Here is a 20,746-nt window from a genome sequence, read left to right on the forward strand (position 1 = left end):
ATCCGCTGGCCCTGATGGAATCTGCCGGGGAAGTCCTCATCTCCTGCGAGTCCTCGAAGGACAAGACAGAATTCAGGTTTGCTTCCCCGCGGTCCGACCTGTTTCGCCATCACATGTATATCAACCTGCGCAACCTATTAGCGACCACGTCTCCATAGTTAGTTGATCTTCTACGCAGCGTGAGCCACGTAACCAGATTGGTACGTTCGAGCGTGGGCAAGCAGCGCCCAGATCGTGCGTGCCGTTTTGTTTGCGAGCGCGACGACCACTACATTGAACGGTCGTCGCGCGAGCAAACGTTGCAGCGCGTCGCTCAGGTGCTTCGGATGCGAGAGCACTGCGCGCGCGCCGTGAATCAGCAAGGTACGCAAGTACACGTCGCCTCTTTTGCTGATGCCCAGCAGCTTGACGCGACCTCCCGTGCCGCTTTGCCGTGGCACCAGACCGAGGAACGCGGCGAACTCGCGCCCGGAGCGAAACGTACTCGCCTCGCCGATGGTGGCAATGGCGGCAGTCGCCGTGAGCAGGCCCACACCCGGAATGGCGGCGAGCCGCGTGGCCCCTTCGTCCTGGCGCAACCATGCTGCGAGCCGGTGTTCAATGGCACGGATGTCGCGCGTGAGCGCTTCGATACGCTGCAGTTGTTCGCGAAGCGTGTCGATGACCATGGCGGGCAAAGCGTCGGCCAGCTCGCCGAGCATGCGGGCCGCGTCGCTCATGCTGTGCGAGCCGCGATGCACTGCCGCGCCAAACTCGTACAGCAAGCCGTGCGTCTGGTTAATCTGCATGCGACGCATCTTGAGCAGTTGTGCGCGCACGCGGTGCAGCGTCAGCACCGCTTGCTGCGCTTCGCTCTTCACAGCGACGAAACGCATCTCCGGCCGTTGTGCAGCTTCCCAGATCGCCTGCGCGTCTGCCACATCGGTCTTGTTGCGCTTCACAAACGGTCGGACGAATGACGGCGCAATGAGCCGGACTTGATGACCGAAGCTCGCGAAGCGGCGTGCCCAGTAATGGGCGCTGCCGCACGCTTCCATCGCGATGAGCGCGGGCGCCTGCTTCGCGAAGAACGTCACGAGCTGTTCGCGCTTGAGCTGACGACGGTTGATCTCGCCTGTGTCCATGTCTACCCAGTGCACCTGAAAGACCCGCTTTGCCAGGTCCACGCCAAACGTCGTAGTCTTCATTTCGAGCCCTCCTTACCCTCAGTCGTCGTTTTGACACCACCACTTTGGCACTCTGATGCCGTCGGGTATAGCGAGGGCTCCGCCGTTCCTACTGCCTCTCCTATCCGACGCGGGAGGGAGGCGTCCATACCATCTCCTCCGGTTCGGCGACCGGTGTATGCCGCTATGTGGTGGGGTCCGTCTGCGGTTCGAAATGCCTGTCCGTCGAACAGGCATCGTTACAGACTAGACGCTCAAAAGGGATTCCGGAAGGTCTTTTGTGAACCATGTGGTCCGCTCATTGCCGACGCCGTCGCGGCGTGGCGCTCGCGTCCATTGTTAGGACTCGCGCAACAGTGTTTTCGGTTGTATCGGCTGATCTTGGGCGAACGATTCCGGATAATTGCTGCCTGACTAATCAGTTAAAAATGCAGGTGATCCACGATGTCGAATCAGGGTTCGGACACGCTCGCTGAGGCGCGCAAAACGGTGCGGGTACGCGAAGTGGCGTCCGTCGCTCGAGCGGAAAGCACGAAAAGGAAGAGGGCGCCGCTGCCCACGCGCATGCGCGCGGTGGCGGCGGTGGCGCTCGCGTGCGCGAGTCTCGTCGGGTGCGCGTCGAGCACGGATGTGGTCGCGAGCGGCAAGCCCGGCAGCTACACGGTCGCCGCCAGCGCGACCGGAGGACGCATGGCCTGGGCGCGCGCGCACGAACTCGCGATGAACGAGGCGCGCGACTACTGCGATCGTCTCGGTATGCAAAGCAGCGTGAAGACGGAGACGGTCAGCGGCGTCAGCGCGATGACCGAGCACGGGTCGTCGGTCAGTTTCGAGTGTCATCCGCGGTTCTGACGCAGCGTTGCGCGCGGGCGGCGGATGCCGCCGCCCCATGACGATCACTTTTTATCGAACGTCACCAGGTGTAACCACTTACCGCGACTCGCGTGGTGACATGCCGCCGGGACGCCGGCAGTCCTCAGTCTTCGCGTGGTTTGGCGTTGGTCGAACGTTTGACGAACGGTGCGCCCGAGAAGCCCACCGTCGCGCGGCCCTGCACGGGTGATGTTTCGCGGGCGCGGCGGGCAGGGCGCGCGGACGTTTTTTCTGTTCGCGCCATCTCGATCTGCCGCGAAAGCGTGTCGATACGCTGGCGCAACAGGTCGGTCGCCGCCACCCGTTCAGCCAGCAACGCATCCTTTTCCGCAAGCTGCCCGCGGGTCGCGGCATGCCGCGCAGCGGAGGCAGCCAGTTCTGCCTTTGATGCGGCCAACTCGTCCCGAATCGCGTCGCGCTCGGCCCGCGATTCGGCTTCGAGCGTCGCCGCCCGCTCGTGACTCGCCTGGAGCTCCTTGCGCAGACGTTGCGCCGCCGCTCGTTCACCGTCGATTTCGAGCAAGGCGCGCTTTTCCGCCGCGGCGAGCCGCTGCTCGTTCTGCTCGTGCGAGCGGCGCAGCTTCGCGAGTTCGTCGGCGAAATCGCGGCGGGCATCGGCGAGCGCGGCGGCTCCTGCCGCGATTTCTTCCTTCGATGTCGCCAGTTGCGCCGTCAGCATGTCGTTGGCCGTCTGCAGCTCGACGATGCGCGCGTCGAGTCCGGCAATCCGCGCGCGCAGGGTCGCGACATCGTTGGCCGACTGTTCGGCTTTCTCGACGGCGTCCTGACGCTGCCTGTCGTGTTGCTTGGCCTGTTCTTGCGCGGCGGCGATTTGCGCGTCCGCGTCCTGCCTGAACACGTCGAGCGCGGCGTTCGCGGCGTCGCTCGACAGACGCCACAGCTGGGCCGCGAATTCGCCGGCAGCCGCTGCGACCTCGGGCGGCAAGTCCGGACGGCCGACGTCCACACGCGTCTTGTCGCGCACGTCGGTCCAGAAATCGCGCAACGCCTTGGCCGGCGCGCTCATGCTGCCTTTGCGCACCAGTTGGTACAGGCGGTTCGCGGTCGGAGTTTCGCCGTAACGGAAAAACAGCAACGCGCAGACCTCGCGATAAAGCGTCTGCGTGTCGGACGCGTTTTGACGGACGACTTCGATGTCGGCTTCGAGGGCCATGTGGAAGCGGCTTTGGGGAATATGGATGTGTTGATAATACAACGTAAAACGCACCATATACTACACAATTCAATACTGAACACGACATTAGTACTATAATGTCGTGTTTAAGATTTGGCTGCGAGTTGTCGATCGTTAGCGTCCGTCTGTTTGCACAATTTTGTTACCGACAGCTGGAAAGAGTCCGCGAAGCCTTGGCGAAGTACCAGCTTCTGGACGCGCAATCGTCGCCATTGGCACAGGCCCAGGCGGACCTCGAATTTCACGACACAATTCTGGTGGCAGCAGGCAGCCATATATTGACGACGATCACGCGACAGGTACTGGCGGTCACCATCACCCACCGGTCACGATACGCGTACACGCCTGAACAACTGAAGCAGGCGCAAACTCAGCACGAGTCAATATTCAATGCGATCAGCACTGGCGACTATGCGTTGGCCAAGTGGCTGATGGCCGAGCACGTGAACAAGTCTAGCGATCTGGCTGCTCAACATCTTTCGTCGTTCGCGTAGTCTTGTGCGACCCCACGGGGAACACCACGTTCTCCCGTGGCTCTGCGGTAGTCTCGCCCTGGGCGCTCCCTCATCTGCGCAGTACGCAGCGGGATGCATCCGACAGCAGCAATCCGGCTAACCCGAACTTTGGCCCCTCAGACAGCCGGAACCGGGGTGATCGCCCTTTTCCTGCAGTTTGATACGGTTAATCAGCGCGGGTTGCAGCTGATCCGCCTGGTCTCATTGCGGTCATCCGAGCCATCGTCGTACAGTTCGTATTCGTCAGCGCATCCCGTCTTGAACGCACGTACGCGCGGTGCGAAGGTGTAGCCATCGTAACGACGGAGCAATGCGATGGAGAACACCAGCGCTCAGCGCGACAAAGGACGCGGCGAATGCGCGCACGCATGCGCACCCAGCGCGGTGGCCGCTTCATCTTCCGGCTCCGCGGACAGATCCCGCTTGAAAGTCTCGGCGAGGAAAAACGCGCACACCAGGCTCAGCAACCCCGTCGCCGCGATATAGATCGAAATGGGCAGCGTCTGGCCATACGTGGCGAACAGATAAGTGGCGATCAATGGCGTCGGCCCTGACGTGATGATGCCGGCGATCTGATACGGCAGCGACGCACCCGTATAGCGCACCCGCGTACCGAACAGCTCCGCAAACCACGTCGATTGCACGCCGTACACGGACGCCTGGCTTAACGCGATACCGCAGACGTACGCCACGAGAATCAAGGTCGGATTGCGTGTCTCGAGCAACGGAAAGAACGCGAATCCGTAGATCGCCACGAACACCGCCCCGAACATGAAGACGGTCCGGCGTCCGATCAGATCCGACAGTTTGCCGAACAATGGCAGCGTGATCAGCGCGAAGGCGCAGCCGAGAATGATGGCGTTCAGCAGGAGTCCGCGCGGCAGGCCGAGCCGCGTCGTGCCATAGACCAGCACGAACACATTGATCACGTTGAAGGTGATGTCGACCGCGAAGCGCGTGCCGATCGTCAGCACGAGGTCTTTCGGATGCCGGCGCAGCAATTCGATCAGCGGCGCCTTGACGACCTGCTTGCTCGCCTTGATCTGTTCGAATACCGGCGATTCCATGACGCGCAGCCGGATAAACAGGCCGATCGCGATCAGCGCGACGCTCAGCAGGAACGGCAGGCGCCATCCCCAGGTATAGAACGCGTCCGACGGCAGACTCGACACGGCTTTGAACACCGCGGTCGAGAGCATCAGCCCGAGCGGCACGCCCAATTGCGGGAACGCGCCGAAGAAGCCACGCTTGCTGGCCGGCGCCGTTTCTACCACCATCAGCACCGCGCCGCCCCATTCGCCGCCCACGCCAAGCCCTTGCAGAAAGCGCATCGCCACCAGCAGGATCGGCGCCCAGACGCCGATCGAGGCGTAAGTCGGCAGCAGTCCGATCACGAAGGTGCCGACGCCCATGATCGTCAGCGTCGCGACGAGCGTCGCCTTGCGTCCGATGCGGTCGCCAAAGTGCCCGAAAAACACCGCGCCGAAAGGCCGTGCGAGATAGCCGACCGCAAAACTCCCGAACGCCGCAATGGTGCCGACCACCGGATCGAACGAGGGGAAGAACAGCCTGGCGAAGACCAGCGCCGAAGCGGTGGCATAGAGAAAAAAGTCGTACCACTCGATGGCGGTCCCGACCACCGAAGCGACCAGCACACGGTTGACGGCCGAGCGGCTGATAACCGGCGCGTTGCCGGATGAAACGGGCGATGTGTTCATGTCTCCTCCCTTCTCTGGGAATCTATGTTTTGAACTGCTGCGTGTCGGCGGCGCGGGTCCGCCGGCACGTTACGATAAATTCACTGTGCTCACCAGTGCAGTTCCATCGGGAACTGGTCAAGCGTTTCGACGCCGCCCGAGGTCAACCGCACGATACGTTCCGTGCGCAAACCGCCGACGTTCGGCACCGTGATGGTCGCCTTCAGGGTAAAGACCATGTTTTCCTGCAGCACGGTCCTGTTGCCCGGCCGCGATCCACGGCGCTTCTTCTTCCGGGTCCATGCCGGTGCCGTGACCGGTGCCATGGCCGCGCGCTTCGCTCGAGTATTGCTCGTAGTTCGATTTCACCAGCGCCTGCTGGATCACCGCATTCAGTTCCATGGCCGCCATGCCGGGACGCGCGGCGGCAAGCCCCGCTTCGACCGCGCGCGCCGCTGCCGCGACGATCGCCATCTTCTCGGGATTCGCCGGACCGTAGGTAAAACCGCGTCCGCCATCGGCCACGTACCCACGATAACGCGCGCCGATGTCGGTCATGATCAGGTCGCCCGGTTGCAGGATGCGGTCGGTGGGGCGCGCCAGGTTATACGCCGAGCGCGGACCGGATTGCACCATCGAATCAAACGCGGTCCGGTCTGCTCCTCCCGCGAGCATCGCGCGGTCAGCGATCAGAGCGAGTTCACGCTCGGTGTAGGGACGGCGGTCGGCGAGCGCGTCGCGAATCGCTGCCATCGCCGAATCGGTCAAGGCGGCGGCTTTGCGCATCAGTGCGACTTCGGCGTCGCTCTTGATCGCCTTGATTTCGGCCAGCACCATCGTCGGTTCGAGCTTCAATTCGTTGAGACCGGCGTTCAGGCGCTGCAACAGGTCCGCGGGGATATAGGCGGCGCCGGCGAGGCCGACCGTGCCGCTGCGATGCCGCGCCGAAAATGCCTGCACCTGTTGCGTGACTTCACGCAGGCTGCGCACTTCGAAGGCGGTCACGCTCGTCGCGTAGTCGAAGCATTGATCCGACACGAACAGCACGGGGTCGCCGTCCACGGGCAGCAGCAGGATCGCGTTGGCAATGTCCGATACGCCGTCGAGCGGGCGGAATTCGGTAAAGTAGCCGATGTTCGCGCCACGCCAGCAATCGCCGAAGGCAAGCAGGCCGACCAGCCCCGCCTTGTCGAGTGCGCTGCGGACCTTGGCGACGCGGCCGAGGAACTCGTCGGTGGTGATGCCTTCCGGCGGGATGTCTGTGGTACGAGTGTTCATTACTTCTTCGTCTCCTGTGTGGCTGCAGGATGCAGCCCGCCTCAATGCCCATGAAGGGAATTCGCCCCGCCTTGGAATGCAGGCCGTCCTCTGCATAGTAGAATCGACCGATATGCTTTGATAATGAAAAATAACGCAAAACCTATATCGATACGGAATACATGGAGGCGACATCGTGACCTCGGCAATTCATCCGGACACCGGCGCAGGGGCCATCGCGACGAGCCGCTTCGACCCCACGCGTCTGAAGACACGTCAATTGGCCCTGATCATTCAGCTCGATACCCATCGCTCGGTATTGCGGGCGGCGAACGCCGCGCACATGACGCAGCCCGGGGCGACCAAGTTGCTGCGTGAACTGGAAGAGACGATGGGTGTGGAGCTGTTCGAACGGCATCCGCGCGGTGTCGAGCCCACCTGGTACGGCGAGGTGCTGATCCGCCATGCACGCAGCGTGCTGGCGGAGTTGCGGCACGCGTACGACGAAGTGTCAGCGCTCAAAGCCGGCCTGACCGGGCAGGCGATGATCGGCACCGAGGTCACGGCGGCCACCAACCTCGTGCCTCAAGCGGTGGCGCTGCTCAAGAAGCGCTTCCCGCAGATTCGCGTCAACATCGAGATGGAGTTCAGCGAGGTGCTGGTGCAGCGTCTGCAGGAAGGCAAGCTGGATATGATCGTCGCGCGAATCCGCAATCCGGACGACCTTGCGGAACTGCACTATGCGCCGCTCGCAGAAGCACAGCACGCGCTGTTCGCACGCGTTGGCCATCCGCTCGTCAAGCGCAAGGCGCTGAGCTGGGACGAACTGGCGCCGCAAACGTGGATCTTGCCGCCAAAAGGCAACGTCATGCGCAATCAGTTCACGCAACTGTTTCTCGAACGGAAGCTCGCGTTGCCGACGGATGTGGTCGAGAGCTCGTCGCTGCCTGTCATCACGAGTCTGCTGCAAATGAGCGATATGATCGCGCCGCTTGCGCGCGAGCCGATGCGGCCTTATTGCATTGCCGGTGCGCTCGAACCGCTACCGTTCGAACTCGATCTGAAGCTCGGACCGGCGGGCATCGTCACACGGCGCGGCGACAGGCTCTCGCCGGGCGCGCGGGCGATGCTGCAAGCGCTGCGCGAGGCCGCCGGATTCGACACCCAAGGCCCCGACGCCGACAGCGATTGACTTACCGCAACGGGACTCAGCGCGCGCCGTCCACCGCGACCCTTGCGCCGGGTTGTAGTAACCATTCATGAGCCGGCTCGTTATGTACGTGCCAGGCGCGGCGCGGGCCGGCCATCACGTTCAGGTAGTAGAGGTCATAGCCGTGCGCGGCGGCAACCGGGTGATAGCCGCGCGGCACCAGCACGACATGCTTGTCGTACGCCGCGAGCGTTTCGTCGAGACTGCGGTCGTCGGTATAGACGCGCTGAATCGCGAAGCCCTGCGGCGGCGAGACCCGGTGGTAATAGGTTTCCTCGAGATAGGTCTGCTGCTCGCCATTGTCGGTATCATGCCGATGCGGCGGGTAGCTCGACCAGTTGCCCGCCGGCGTCACCGATTCCACCACCAGCAAGCTCTCCGCCGGCTCGGTTTCCGGAAGGATGTGGCGCACGTGACGCAGATTGGCGCCAGCGCCACGGGTTTCCTGCCTGACCTCGTCAGGTGCAATGAAGCGCGGCGGCAGGCCACCCTTCGCGGGCGCGGAACAGATGCCGAGTTCGACGTCGTGCGTGGCCACGACCGTGTAGCGCGTATGCGGCGGCACATACATGGACCACGGCGCGCCATCGAACGGCGATATCCGTGCGCCGATCGCGCGGCTCGCGAGCCCTTCGCATCCGACTATTGCGCGCCCCCTGACAAGCACGACCACGACTTCGCGATCGCCCGTCTCCCGCGTAAGCCTGGCGCCGGCGTTCAGGTCGAAAACGTCGAAGCCGACGTATTTCCAGCCGGCGCTCGCCGGCGTGATATGGATGATCTGGCCGTCTTCGGCATGCTTTGACGGTCTGACGAGCAGGTCGCTCATGTCTTCCTCCCGTTATTTAGGGCTGCTACTCTGTCTGCAGAACGTGGCGGTCGCTGCGGCTACGTGCATGGCCGTGAAGCGGTACAAGCGCCCATGGCTTTGACGACGCCTTGTGCGCGAATCGCCGCCAGATGGCGTGCGACCTGCGTGACGAAGCGCGGCTGTGCGCGCAGATCGCATCCGAAAATCGACTCGATTTCGAACAGTGTTTGTACCGCATCGATGGCATCCGCGTGCAAGGTCGAGCGGACCGCCTCGGCCAGTGTGTCGGCGAGCGGGTCCGCGATGGCGTAGGTGCGGCCCGTCTCGTCCTGACCGCTGAGGTACGCGATCCAGCCGGCCAACACAAATGCGAGACGTTCGGTCGGCGCGCCGCTTTTCAGGTTGGCGCGCACGCTTTCCAGCCAGCGCTGCGGCAGTTTCTGCGAGCCGTCGGTCGCGATCTGTTGCAAGCGGTGATCGAGCGCAGTGTTGCGAAAACGCGTGAACAGTTCAGCGCGATAGCTGGCCAAAGCGGGGCGCGACAGCGTCGGCTCCACCTCGTCGCGCAACATGTTTTCGACAAAGTTCCGCACGGCCGGCGCCGCGATCGCCTGATCGACGGTGTCGTAGCCGATCAGCGACCCGAGGTACGCGAGCGCCGAATGCGCGCCGTTCAACATCCGCAATTTGGCCTGCTCATAGGGACGCGCGTCACCCACGAGCGTCGCGCCTGCGCGCTCCCACGCCGGCCGCGGCCCCGCGAAGCGGTCCTCGATCACCCATTGCGAAAACGGCTCGGTCATCACCGGCCACGCATCGTCGGCACCAAGTTGCTTCGCCACGTGCATGCGATCGGCGTCGGTGGTGAGCGGCACGATCCGATCTACCATCGTGTTGGGAAACGCGCCCTCTCGCTCGATCCAGTCGGCCAGCACAGGATCCGCTTCGCGCGCGAACGCCAGCGTCAACGCGCGCATCGTGCCGCCGTTGGACGGCAGGTTGTCGCACGACAGCACGGTAAACGGGCCCAAACCGGCCGCGCGGCGCAGCGCCAGCGCGCGCACGACGAAGCCGATCGCGCTACGCGGCGCGGCGGCCTCGCGCAGATCATGAACAATCTCGGGATGATCGAACTGCAACGCGCCGCTGGCCGGATTGCGGCAATAGCCTTTCTCGGTGATCGTCAGGCTGACGATATGGCAGCGCGGATCGCTCATCGCATCGAGCACGGCGGCGGGCGACTGCGGCGCGACCAGCGAAGCGATCAGCGCACCGACCACCTGGAACGAATCCGCATCGCCGTTTCGCACATTCACGGTATACAGATGGTCCTGCGCAGTGAGCGCCTCCGACGTGTCCGCACGCCGCAACGAAACGCCGACGATGCCCCAGCGCTGATCGCCAGCGCGCAATGTGTGCTCGGTGTACACCGCCTGGTGCGCGCGATGAAACGCCCCGAGGCCCAGATGGACGATGCCCGGTGCAAGGCTCGTGCGATCGTAGGCGGGAACGACGACTTCGCCAGCGGCGCGCGGCGCGAGCGAAGCCACGACGGCATTACTCAGCCGCATGATAGGCCGGATGTTTGGCGAGGCCTTCCCAGATGCCGTTCAGGTAGACCGCACCCAGCGCGCGATCGAACAGCCCATAGCCGGCGCGGCCCGTTTCGCCCCAGATCATTCGCCCATGGTCCGGCCTTGCATAGCCTTCAAAGCCGGTTTCGAAATAGGCTTTGACGATTTCCGCCATGTCGAGCGAGCCGTCGGCCGAACGATGCGAGGTCTCATGAAAGTCGCCTGCGGCATTGGTTTGCACGTTACGCAGGTGCGCGAAATGAATCCGGCCACGCGCGCCGAACTCGCGCACCAATGCCGGAATATCGTTCTGCTGGTCCGCGCCTAGCGAACCGGAACACAGTGTCAGGCCGTTGGCGGAATCGTCGACGATCGCCAGCACGCGCTGCAGGTCAGCGCGATTCTTCACGATGCGCGGCAGGCCGAAAATCGGCCGCGGCGGATCGTCGGGGTGGATCGCCATCTTGAGGCCGGCTTCTTTGGCCACCGGAATGATCGCGCGCAGGAAGTAGTCGAGATTGGCCCAGAGATCGGCTTCGTCTAGCGCTTCGTAGTCGCGCAGCAGGACTTTCAACTGTTCGGGCCGATAGCTCGCGTCCCAGCCGGGCAACTGGATACCCTGGCTGACGTCGAGCTCGCGGATCGCTTGCGTGTCGAACGCGAGCGTCGTCGAGCCATCGGGCAGGTGCATTTCCAGCGAGGTGCGGGTCCAGTCGAAAACCGGCATGAAGTTGTAGCAGACCACCTTCACGCCGCAGGCGCCGAGGTTACGCAATGTCTCGCCATAGTTGGCGATGAGCCTCTCGCGCGTCGGTCGGCCCAGCTTGATGTCCTCGTGCACCGGCACGCTTTCGATCACTTCCAGTGTCAGCCCGTGAGCCTCTATCTTCTGCTTCAGCGACAGGATCCTGTCGATCGGCCACACCTCGCCCACAGGCACGTCATAGATCGCCGAGACGACCCCGACCATGCCGGGGATCTGGCGGATATAAGCGAGCGGCACAGGGTCCGCGTCGCCATACCAGCGGAAGGTCATTTTCACGATCGAGTCTCCTCCTCGTACGCTCGCCTCGCCTTCGACGCAGGCAGCGCATCAATGAATGGTCGGTTCGGCCCTTCCGTATTGGCCCACGGCGGCGAGGCGGCGTCTGGACGCCTTGCGCCCGGGTTCACGCGTCGGGGCGCAGCCAGGAGTCTGCATACTAGCGGGGATCGACATGCCTTTATAATGAAGAATAACGCTTGATCTATACCATTATGGAATACATGAGGCTGCGCGGTTGCCGCTCGCCTGCTGCCAGAAACAGTACGCGCGACTCGTTCAAGCCATCTGCAGCCTGCCAGTTCTACTCGTTGGTGACGTACGCTATCCTCATCATGTCGTCTTTGTACGACTCAACCGCCTTACCGCGACAGCCCCCCTGATCGAACGGCGCAAGGTGATTAGCTCGCTACCGACTCACGACGACAGATCCGCCAGCCGCCCTAACCACAGACCTTCAGGCACGTTCCGCTCGAGGAATATGTTGCAGGCGAAGTCCGCGTTGCGCTCGGGAAAGTCTTCGCGGTAGTGACCACCCCGGCTCTCGCGCCTGACAAGCGACGCCGAAGCCATCAATTCACCGACCTGGATCAAGTTCGCCAATTCGATGCCCCGCATGAGCTCAGCCGGCGTGCCGATCACCGTGTCGTGAAACAACTGGTTTCGCGTCTCCCTGCAGACACGGCTGAAGGTCCGGAGCCCGGCTTCCTCGCGCACGATCAGCAAATACCGGTTTGCACACTGCTGAATCCGTGCTTTCAGTTCGTCCAGCGTGTGCCTGCCATTTCGGCGGAATTGCTTGGCGACCGTGCGGTTGTCGTCCAAGGCCCCGGTCATCGCGCGGTGCGTCATCTTTTTCGCGCGTTCGGCCGCGGCCAGGCCCGCCCGGCGGCCGAAGACCTGGCACGTCAGGGCCATATTGCCGCCGAGACGGTCTGCGCCATGTGGACCCGCTGCCACCTCACCCGCAGCGAACAGACCCTTCAGATTGGACTGTGCGTTTTCGTCTATAAATAATCCGCCGTTGATCGCATGCGCGGAACAGGTGATCTGCACTCGGTCCCGATAAAGGTCGACGCCGTGCTCCTTATACCATTGGCAGGTTAGCGGCCACATCCTTGCGATGCTTCGGCTCTTGTCGGCCAGTATCGATTCGAGATCGCATCCGGCGAAGTCGAGAAACACGCCTCCTTCAGCCGTGCCGCGGCCATCGTTGAGTGCCTTCTGAATCGAAATTTCGACGTAGCGTGAGATGTCGCTCGAGCTGAACGGAAAGTGCCGCTCTTTTTGTCGAATGACATCTTCCTGAGCCAGCCCCGTCGGCAGATAGTCAGGGACGAACGCCCTGCCATCGCGGTCGGTGAGATTCGGGTGCGCGTCCCACAGGTAGTTGCCGAACAGGTTGACGAAAGGCGTCAGCACGCTCACACCGGCCTGCATGAACTCCATGTTGACCAGTCGCGCGCCCGCGCGATAAGCCATTGCATAGCCGTCGCCGGTAATGTCCGATGGATACAGGTTTTGGGCGAACAGCTGACTTGCACCCCCGGTGGTAAGAATCGTCGACTTGGCACGGATCAGCATCGGGTTTCCATCCGAATCGATCGCGTATGCGCCGAGACATTCGCCGTCCTGCGACAGCAGGTCGACGATCATCAACCGGTCCATGACCTTGATGCCGCGCCGGGACGCTTCGGTCCCCAGCGATTTCACGATTGGTTTGAAGTGCTCATGAATCACATGCGAGCGCGGTTTGGAAGAAAAGCATGCGCGAAAAACCAGGTAGTGGTCGTCCTCGCGCTCAAACTTTACGCCGTATCGTTCGAGGTAGCGCAGAGACTCATGCGCTTCGTTCGCGAGAATCGCGCTCAAGCGCGGGTCCGCCATGCCTTGAGCGGCATGCAGGATATCGGCGAGAAAAACATCAGGATTATCGCTGTGATCCCCTGCTCCGTCCGGCACATTGAAGGCGCCTACTTCAGCTACGCTATGAAACGTCGCGCCGCTTTTGCGAAATGCCCCTTTGATCACAACCAGCACGTCAGCGCCGCTGGAATCCGCCTCGAGCGCGGCCCGCAGCGCAGCGCCGCCGCTGCCAACGACCAGCACATCCGTACTGACTTCCCTGCACCTGTCACTCATGCCTGCTTCCCCTGTTTTCATCGACGCGTACGGCACGCTCGCCACATGGATGGCTTCAAACCCGCTTCACGCGACTCCGCCTTTTGCCGCGGCCGCCGCAACGGCCTCGGCGTCCTCGGCAACGCCGATTACGCCGTCCGCCAGCAGCGAGTCGATCATCGGCCGGTTCATTCCCACCCCTGACAAGATGTCGATCGTGTGCGCGCCCAACCGTGGCGGCGGCATACGGATAGCTGGCGCGCTGCCGTTGTAGCGCACCGGGTGATTGACGAGCGTCACGGGGCTGCCGGTTGCACCCTCGACTGTCTCGAAGCTCTTCAAGTGGCGCACCTGCGGATCGGCGACCACCTGCGCATAGTCGTTGACGCGCGTGTGCCAGACATGATGCCGTTCGAATAGTGGCAACCAGTGCGCCGTCGTGTCCTGCGCAAGCCGGCGCGCAAGCCGGTCGGAGATTTCCTGCTGCTCGTCGAATGCGCGCTTCGCGGGAATCCGTTCCTTTTCCGGGATCCCAAGGATCCGATAAATGATGTCGAGAGGACTCAGCGACAGTGCGATGAAACCGTCCGCAGTTGCATAAATGCCGTACGGTGCGGGGAAGTACCAACCTGATACACGCCCCGCCTGTCGCACGTCGTCATGGCCGTCGCCGTTCAGGAAACACGTGAGAGACTCCTGTTGCAGATCGAGCGCAGCCGCCAGCAAGCTTACGTCGACCCGGCAGCCCTCGCCCGTACGCTCGCGGTTGAGCAGTGCCGTCAGGATACCGTTCGCATACAGCGCAGCGCCGTGATGATCCACGACAGACACGCCCACCGCGCGTGGACCGTCCTCCCGGCTTCCGGTGATTGTCGCGATACCCGACATGGCCTGAATGATCAGGTCCTGCCCCGGCCGGCTGGCATAGGGTCCATCCGGACCGAATCCCGAGCCGGACGCATAGATGATGTCCGGCTTGACTGCCTTGAGCGCCTCGTAACCCAATCCCAGCTGTTCCATCACACCGGGACGGTAATTCTCGGCGACCACGTCGACTTGAGGCAGCAAGCTCATGACGATATCGATCGCCCGCGGGTCCTTGAGATTCAAAGCCAGACTGCGCTTATTGCGATTACCCATCAAAAGCAGCATCGTCTGCCCATCGATGGCGCGGTTCGCGCCGCCCCACTTGCGCTGAAATGCGCCGTCGACGGGTTCGACCGATATGACGTCGGCCCCGCAATCGGCGAGGTGCTGCACGCCCAAAGGCCCCATCAGAAAATGATTGAAGCTGAGAATGCGGATACCATTCAGCCCGTTCATATAATCTCCGTTACGTCGTGAGTCCGGCTGTCGGGGTGAGGTGGAACAGGGTTCTACTGAACTCCGCGTTCGCCCTGAACATTCGGAAGGCCGCGGCGTGGATATCTGCATCGATGCCGGTCAGAACTAAAGGAAAGCGTTGCCGATCGCGTCGAGAGGCGCATGCGCGAGGCACCAATGGTCAGCGACCCTTGAAGCGCGGCGGCCGCTTTTTGACGAATGCGCGGTGGCCTTCGGCGCGATCCTCGGTCTTGAACACGTCGAGATTCGCCTGATGCTCGCACTGCAGGCCTTGTTGGAGGTTGGTCTCGAACGAATCGAGCACGGCGCGCTTGGCCAGTCGGACCGCGAGCGGCGCGCGGGCGGCGATCAGCGACGCGATCTCGACGGCGCGTGCGATGCTGCGTGCCGGCGCGACGACCTCGGTCACAAGTCCGTGGCGCTCGGCCTCGGCTGCCGTCAGCGGCTCGCCGGTAAGCACGAGTTTCATCGCCAGTGTCTTGCCGAGCACCCGCGGCAGGCGCTGGGTGGCGCCATCGCCCGGAAGCGCGCCGATGACGATCTCTCGCTGCGAGAAGGTCGCGTCGTCCGCCGCGACGACGATATCGGCCAGCATCACCAGCTCGTGGCCACCACCGATGGCGAAGCCGTTGACCGCGGCGATCAGCGGCTTCGGAAAGGTTTCAATCGCCTTCCAGCTCGCGAGGCGCACCGGGTCCGCATACGCTGCGACCCCGCGTGCCGCCATGTCGGCAATATCCGCACCGGCGCTGAAGAAACCCTCGCCGCCGGTGAGCACGACGGCCCTGACTTCGTCGCTGACTTCGGCTGCCGCGAGCACGCGCGCCAGTTCCACCAGCAGCGGCACACACAGCGCATTGCGCTTGTCGTGATGATTCAACGTGATTAACCAGACGAAGCGAAGTGGTTGTTCCAGCTTCAGGTACTTCAGGTCCTCGAATGCGGCCAGCGGGACCGGCGCCGCGCCGCTTCGCTCGACGTGAGTCGTGTTCATGATGAGCCTCCGTTCTCGTGTTATTTGATTGCCAGCAAGTTCGGCAGGAAGCGTGGGATATGCGGGAAGACGATGATCAGCAGCAGGTCGACCGCCAGCGCGAAGATGAACGGCAGGATCGCCCGAGTCGCTTTTTCGACGGACACGCCGCCGATGGACGCAGCCGTAAAGAGGCAAAAACCAATCGGTGGCAGGTTGATGCCGATGGCTGAGTTGACCAGTACGATGACGCCGAACACCACCGGATCGATATGCATTTGCACGACGAGCGGCAGGAACACAGGGATCACCACCGCAATACTCGAGATCGTTTCGAGTACGGTATGGGCTACCAGAAGGAAGAGATTGATCAGGATCAGCAACACGAACGCGCTGGTCGTCACGGCCAGGAAGCTGTTGGCGACGTGTAACGGAATTTGCGCCTCAATCAGATAGCGGCCGAGCACGAACGCGAGCCCGAGAAGAAACGATACCCGCGTGGTATTGATGGCCGTGCGCGTGAGTATTTCCCCGAACTGCGACAGCTTGAGCGACTTGAAGATGAAGGCGCTCACCAGCGTCACATAGAACGCCGCGACGACGCCTGCTTCTACCGGCGTGAAGACGCCGCCAAGGATCCCGCCCAGAATGATCACGGGCGTCAGCAATGCCCAGATCGCCTGTCTGAAAGTCGTCCACAGCCGCCTGGCGGAAAACGCTTCGACCGCCGTATAGTTCTGGCGCACCGCAGTCAGGTAGTTCACGAGCATGAAGGAAACGACCACCAGCAGCATCGGCACTATCCCCGCGACGAACATCGTTCCGACCGAAACGTTGGCGGTGTAGGCGTACACCAGCATGCTCATCGACACGGGCGACAGCAATCCGAGTGAGCCCGCTGCCGACTGCAGCGCGACTGCGAACGCGCGTGAATATCCCTGCTTGACCATCCCGGGGATCATGACCGAGCCGATCGCTGCGGTATCCGCAGTCGCCGAACCGGAGAGGTCGGCGAAGAACATACTCGCAACGATCGTCACCTGTCCGATGCCGCCGCGCATGAAGCCGACAAGCGCCTGCGAAAAGTCGATGATCCGGCGCGAGACGCCGCCCGCATCCATGATTGCGCCTGTCAACATGAAGAACGGGATGGCCAGCAGGCCGACGTTATTCAGGTTCGAAAACAGCTGCTGCGGAATCACCAGCAGCGGGGTTCCATTCAGCGTCAATGCAATCGTCGCCGCAATGCCGATGCAAATGGCCACCGGTACACCCAAGCCGAGGAACCCGGCGCCTAGAGCGAGTGCCCACATGTTGATTCACCTCAGATATGTTCGGAGACGCCCTGCAACAGAGACTGCCTCGTTTGCGCGCCGGGCGCGAGATGAGAAACCGCGATTCGGACCGCGGAATGAAAGACCAGCAATGCGCCGCAGACGGGAATCGAGAGATATGGGTACACCATTGAGATCGGCAGAGAGGTCGCAGTTTCGGTGCCCATCAGCTCCAGCATGTCGCCACCGTACATAAGGAAGACCACGCCGAGCGCGAGGACTACGCAGTCGGTAAGGTCCGTCAGTGTCTGCGCGAAAGCGGGCGGACAACGGTCGGCCAGTACCCGCACCTCCGGATGAACCCGCAGCTTGGCTCCTGCCGCCGCACCGAGGCACGTGAGCCACACGAACAGATAAGCCGCGAGCTCGTCGGACCACGACAGCGAGTTGTGCAGGATGAAGCGGAAGACCACCCCGAGGCCAGCGACGAACACCATCATGAGAAGTAGTCCACCGCATAGGAACAGCGTGATCTTCAGGACCAGGTCATCGATAAACAGGAGATTACGGGCAAGCTTTTCCATGGCACTCTCCCTTCATTTCGAAGCGACAGCGGACTTGTCGGCCGCCTTGATTTCCTGATAAAGCGCCTGGCCATCGGGAATGTCGCTGAGCAGGCCCTCGCGCGCCCTTGCGGTCGCGGCGGCCCACGGCACCGTGTTTATCTCGGTCACCTGGGTGCCATTCTTCTTCATCGTTGCGAGCGCGTCGTCGTACTCGTGCTTGTATTCCTTCATGTCATAGTCCGCGGCGACGGCGGCAGCGGCATGAAACGCCTGCTGCTCGTCAGGCGAAAGACGCGTCCAGGCGCTCTTGCTGATTGCCAGCACCACGGGCAGGTAGTTCACGTGGGTCAGGTAGTAATGCTTCGCGACATCGGAAAATTTGTCCTGGATGAACTGCTCCGGTGACGTATCGCCGCCGTCGACCAGGCCTTGCGAAAGCGCCAGAAATAACTGGTTATAAGGCAGCGGCGTCGGATTTGCGCCCAGTGCCTTATAGCCCGCGATATAGCCGCGACTCTGCATCACTCGAACTTTCATATCCTTCATGTCATCGAGCGAGCCGACGGGCTTTTTAGCCGTGAACAAATTGCGTTCGCCCACCGACAGCCACGTCAAGCCGATCATGTTGACCGCCGGCATCATGTCGAGGAACTTGCGGCCGACCGGTCCTTGCAGAAGCCGGTTGGCGTCGTCGATGCTGCTGAAGAGATAAGGCGTATCGAAGATCTGCCACTGCTTGATCGTGTTTCCGATCGGCGCCTGTGCGGAAATCATGAGCTCCTGGGTGCCGGTGCGCAGCGCTTGTGCCATCTGCACTTCGCCGCCGAGCTGTGACTGCGGAAAGATCTCGATCTTGACCTTGCCGTGGGTTCGCTGCGCGACCTCCTTCGCGAACACTTGGGCAGTCAGCTGATAGTGGTTGTCCGGGGCGAGGGTGTGGCCCAGCTTCATGACGATCGGCTCGTCCGCACGGGCAACGCTTGCGACAACGACGCCCGCTGCGAGCAGCGTACCCACCATCATGGTGCGCCATGCGCGGCGCGCGCTGAAGAATGATTTCATTTCGTCTCCTTCCGTACTGGAATGTAATTTTCGCGCCGCGTCAGGCCGATCCGTCTGCAGGCGCTCCAAGTATTCGTGAGTGCACGCAACGGGCGTTAGGACCGGCCGACCGATTTCTTGTACTTTTTTACGGCGTCTTCGATAGCACGCGTTTGCCAGACTGCCTGGCGATTTATCCGGCGCACACGAGGCGAAAACCCTTGGTGGTATTGACTGATAGCTGACCGGGGGCAATCCGCGGCCGCTTGCGGATCGGCCGAAGACTGCAATCACTGCGTGCATACAGTCAAAAAAGTCCAAGCATTCGCCCAAACCGTCCTAACGGTCAGCAACCCGCACTCATTAAATTTGAGTCACACCCGCCGGCCCCAATCAACAAAGAACAGGCCGGCTCCGCAACCGACTCTCACTTCCAGAACCACCATGGCCAAACGCCCGCACATGGATTGTTACGCGGTCGGCGACACTGCCGATTTCGCCAAGACCGTAACTGAATTCGATATCTACGGCTTCGCCGGGATCGTCGGCGATTTCTATGCGGTGCATTTGAACGAGGAATTCGCCAAAACCACGCGCTTCGAGAAGCGCATTGCGCAAGGATGTCTGTCGGTCGGCTTCTTATCGACCGTGATGGGCTATATGGCGCAAAAGGCGCCGAGCCCCGGTGCGGTTTCTTACCGATACGACATCACGTTCAATGCGCCGGTATTTATCGGCGACACGGTCACCGCCCGCCTCACGCTGCGCGAGAAGGACGACGATCGCAACATGTGCGTTTTCAGGGCAGACGTCACGCGCCAGGACGGCACGCTGGTCGCATCTGGCGATACCTATCTGAAGGTGCTGTAACGCAGCCCCCTGCTTCAACCCATCTCCCGCTTTTTCACAGAGTCGAACATGCCGCATTGGTTAGACGAACAACACACCGCGATACGCGACGCCGTGCGCCGTTTCGCGGAAAACGAAATCGCTCCTGTCTCGGAAGAGCTTTGGGAAGCGGAAGCCTTTCCTTACGACATCTGGAAGCGTGCCGGCGAGCTCGGCTTCGCCGGCCTGCCTTATCCGGAGAGTTGGGGTGGCGGCGGTGGCGAATGGCTTTCCTATGTAATCGTGTTAGAGGAACTCGCACGGGTAGATTGCGCAATCGCCAACTCTCTAATGGCCAATTCGACGGTCGCAAGCCTGCTTTCCAACTATGGCACCGATGAGCAAAAGGATCGTTATTTGTGCCCTATCCTCGACGGCCGCAAGGTCGGCGCGATCGGATTATCGGAGCCCAACGCGGGCTCCGACGCGGCCAACATCGCGACGCGTGCGACGCTGGAAGGCGACCAATACGTCATCGATGGATCGAAGACCTTCATTAGCAATTCCGGCACGGAAGTGACCGGGCCGGTCGTCATCGCCGCGGTAACGGGAACGCGCCCCGACGGCCGCAAGGAAATTTCTAACTTCATCGTGCCCAACGGCACCCCCGGTTTCAGCTACGGACGCAAACTGCGTAAGATCGGCTGGCGCGCATCGAGCACCTACGAGTTGTTCTTCGAGCGCTGCACGATCCCGACCGCCAACCTGCTCGGCGAACGCGGTGCGGGCTTGCGACAGACGCTCGCCCAGATCAGCACCGGCCGAATCCTGATCGGCGCGCTCGCGCTAGGCATCCTGCAGGGTTCACTGGATCGGTCGATCGCGTACATGAAGGAGCGGCGCGCATTCGGCAAGCCGATCGCCGAGTTCCAGTCGCTGCAGTTCAAGATCGCTGACATGGCGGCCCACGCGCACGCCGCGCGACTGATGCTCTACGATGCCGCCGCGCTCAAAGATGCAGGCGTTCGCTTCGATCAGCAGGCGTCGATGGCCAAGCTCTTCGCCACCGAGCGCGCGATGGAGGCGGCTCATCAGGCGTTGCAGATACATGGCGGTTACGGCGTGATGAGCGAGTACCCAGTGTCGCGCGCATTCGGCGACGCCAAGGTGCTGGAGATCGTCGAGGGCACCTCGGAGATTCAGAGAATGATCATCTCGCGAAACCTGCTTGCCTGAACCCTCAGTCAAACAGATACGGA

The 20,746-nt window shown here is 62.2% G+C and carries 18 protein-coding genes; 5 read left to right on the plus strand and 13 right to left on the minus strand.

Features of this window, described 5'->3' with window-relative positions; all coding sequences use genetic code 11:
- Positions 1-170: 170 nt before the first annotated feature.
- Complete coding sequence (locus OKW37_RS13685) at positions 171-1,187, minus strand: IS110 family transposase (RefSeq protein ID WP_090806496.1); 1,017 nt, start codon at positions 1,185-1,187, stop codon at positions 171-173.
- 423 nt (positions 1,188-1,610) lie between these two features.
- Here OKW37_RS13685 and OKW37_RS13690 point away from each other — a divergent pair, with 423 nt between their 5' ends.
- Entirely contained in the window at positions 1,611-2,018 is a 408-nt protein-coding gene (locus OKW37_RS13690; protein ID WP_429405903.1) for a hypothetical protein, read from the plus strand.
- 124 nt (positions 2,019-2,142) lie between these two features.
- Here the strand turns inward: OKW37_RS13690 and OKW37_RS13695 are convergent, their stop codons facing one another.
- Positions 2,143-3,213 carry a DNA-binding protein gene (locus OKW37_RS13695; protein ID WP_429405901.1) on the minus strand — a complete coding sequence of 357 codons (1,071 nt, stop codon included), beginning with the start codon at positions 3,211-3,213 and terminating at the stop codon, positions 2,143-2,145.
- A gap of 98 nt (positions 3,214-3,311) precedes the next feature.
- Here OKW37_RS13695 and OKW37_RS13700 point away from each other — a divergent pair, with 98 nt between their 5' ends.
- Positions 3,312-3,728: a FadR/GntR family transcriptional regulator gene (locus OKW37_RS13700; protein WP_184066511.1), complete on the plus strand. Its 417-nt coding sequence runs from the start codon at positions 3,312-3,314 to the stop codon at positions 3,726-3,728.
- A gap of 353 nt (positions 3,729-4,081) precedes the next feature.
- On the opposite strand, the gene OKW37_RS13705 is transcribed toward OKW37_RS13700, so the two are convergent.
- Positions 4,082-5,467, minus strand: coding sequence for an MFS transporter (locus OKW37_RS13705; protein ID WP_090812492.1), 1,386 nt, complete (start codon positions 5,465-5,467; stop codon positions 4,082-4,084).
- Positions 5,468-5,584: 117 nt separating this feature from the next.
- Positions 5,585-6,724: a M24 family metallopeptidase gene (locus OKW37_RS13710; RefSeq protein ID WP_429509843.1), complete on the minus strand. Its 1,140-nt coding sequence runs from the start codon at positions 6,722-6,724 to the stop codon at positions 5,585-5,587.
- Between the two features lie 175 nt (positions 6,725-6,899).
- On the opposite strand from OKW37_RS13710, the gene OKW37_RS13715 reads away from it, so the two are divergent.
- Entirely contained in the window at positions 6,900-7,895 is a 996-nt protein-coding gene (locus tag OKW37_RS13715; protein WP_429405898.1) for a LysR substrate-binding domain-containing protein, read from the plus strand.
- A gap of 16 nt (positions 7,896-7,911) precedes the next feature.
- Here OKW37_RS13715 and iolB read toward each other — a convergent pair whose 3' ends face one another.
- The 9 genes from iolB to OKW37_RS13760 form a co-directional block, all read right to left on the minus strand.
- The gene (iolB, locus tag OKW37_RS13720) at positions 7,912-8,742 is read right to left on the minus strand and encodes a 5-deoxy-glucuronate isomerase (protein WP_429355554.1); all 831 of its coding nucleotides are present in this window, start codon (positions 8,740-8,742) and stop codon (positions 7,912-7,914) included.
- Between the two features lie 59 nt (positions 8,743-8,801).
- Positions 8,802-10,295: a mannitol dehydrogenase family protein gene (locus OKW37_RS13725; protein ID WP_184066499.1), complete on the minus strand. Its 1,494-nt coding sequence runs from the start codon at positions 10,293-10,295 to the stop codon at positions 8,802-8,804.
- Complete coding sequence (uxuA, locus tag OKW37_RS13730; RefSeq protein WP_311734902.1) at positions 10,282-11,340, minus strand: mannonate dehydratase; 1,059 nt, start codon at positions 11,338-11,340, stop codon at positions 10,282-10,284. The genes OKW37_RS13725 and uxuA overlap by 14 nt, the downstream gene beginning before the upstream one ends.
- A 417-nt stretch (positions 11,341-11,757) precedes the next feature.
- Positions 11,758-13,482: an FAD-binding protein gene (locus tag OKW37_RS13735; protein WP_184066496.1), complete on the minus strand. Its 1,725-nt coding sequence runs from the start codon at positions 13,480-13,482 to the stop codon at positions 11,758-11,760.
- A 66-nt stretch (positions 13,483-13,548) separates the two neighbouring features.
- Positions 13,549-14,784: a CaiB/BaiF CoA transferase family protein gene (locus tag OKW37_RS13740; protein ID WP_429357126.1), complete on the minus strand. Its 1,236-nt coding sequence runs from the start codon at positions 14,782-14,784 to the stop codon at positions 13,549-13,551.
- Between the two features lie 181 nt (positions 14,785-14,965).
- Positions 14,966-15,799 (minus strand): enoyl-CoA hydratase-related protein, encoded by an 834-nt coding sequence (locus OKW37_RS13745; protein ID WP_184066490.1) that lies wholly within the window; start codon positions 15,797-15,799, stop codon positions 14,966-14,968.
- A 20-nt stretch (positions 15,800-15,819) separates the two neighbouring features.
- Positions 15,820-17,091, minus strand: a complete 1,272-nt coding sequence (locus OKW37_RS13750; protein WP_090804962.1) for a TRAP transporter large permease — start codon at positions 17,089-17,091, stop codon at positions 15,820-15,822.
- Between the two features lie 11 nt (positions 17,092-17,102).
- Positions 17,103-17,636 carry a TRAP transporter small permease gene (locus OKW37_RS13755; protein ID WP_090804963.1) on the minus strand — a complete coding sequence of 178 codons (534 nt, stop codon included), beginning with the start codon at positions 17,634-17,636 and terminating at the stop codon, positions 17,103-17,105.
- Positions 17,637-17,648: 12 nt separating this feature from the next.
- Positions 17,649-18,749 carry a TRAP transporter substrate-binding protein gene (locus tag OKW37_RS13760; RefSeq protein ID WP_244144790.1) on the minus strand — a complete coding sequence of 367 codons (1,101 nt, stop codon included), beginning with the start codon at positions 18,747-18,749 and terminating at the stop codon, positions 17,649-17,651.
- Positions 18,750-19,103: 354 nt separating this feature from the next.
- Between OKW37_RS13760 and OKW37_RS13765 the strand changes: the two genes are divergently transcribed.
- Both OKW37_RS13765 and OKW37_RS13770 read left to right on the plus strand, forming a co-directional pair.
- The gene (locus OKW37_RS13765; RefSeq protein WP_090804966.1) at positions 19,104-19,529 is read left to right on the plus strand and encodes a MaoC family dehydratase; all 426 of its coding nucleotides are present in this window, start codon (positions 19,104-19,106) and stop codon (positions 19,527-19,529) included.
- Between the two features lie 48 nt (positions 19,530-19,577).
- The gene (locus tag OKW37_RS13770; protein ID WP_429405893.1) at positions 19,578-20,723 is read left to right on the plus strand and encodes an acyl-CoA dehydrogenase family protein; all 1,146 of its coding nucleotides are present in this window, start codon (positions 19,578-19,580) and stop codon (positions 20,721-20,723) included.
- Positions 20,724-20,746: the final 23 nt, after the last annotated feature.

Origin of the sequence: Paraburkholderia sp. MM5482-R2, from assembly GCF_050436125.1 — a bacterium.
Classification (GTDB): Bacteria; Pseudomonadota; Gammaproteobacteria; order Burkholderiales; family Burkholderiaceae; genus Paraburkholderia; species Paraburkholderia tuberum.